The following is a 313-nucleotide window of genomic DNA, read 5'->3' as shown; positions in this document are numbered from 1 at the left end:
CGAGCAGGTCGGCGATGCCGGCGGTGTCGGTGGCGAACCGGGTGAACATGCCCCGGCCGAACGCGAGTTCCATCCCGCCCTTCGGGTCGGCGACCCACAGTTCGACCAGGCCGGCGCGCACCGCCGGGCCGAGCCCGCGGATCGTCGCCCACAGCACCGAGCTCTTGCCCGCCCCGGTGGCCCCGGCCACCAGCACATGGGCGCCGCGGACCGGTAGCCGCCAGGGCTGGCCGTCCTCCTGCCGGCCGATCGGGATCCCGGCCAGGTTCACCGGCGTGCCGTCATCCCAACCGTCGTCGTCCCCGCCGTCGCC

1 protein-coding gene is annotated in these 313 nt (G+C 75.7%); it reads right to left on the bottom strand.

The features are described from left to right. A partial coding sequence (locus FrCorBMG51_RS24405) for an FtsK/SpoIIIE domain-containing protein (protein ID WP_047225345.1) occupies window positions 1-313 on the bottom strand: 313 nt, incomplete at both ends.

Source organism: Protofrankia coriariae (assembly GCF_001017755.1).
Lineage (GTDB): Bacteria > Actinomycetota > Actinomycetes > Frankiales > Frankiaceae > Protofrankia > Protofrankia coriariae.
The sequence above is the reverse complement of the archived record's forward strand: the minus strand, read 5'-3'. Positions and strand labels throughout refer to the sequence as shown.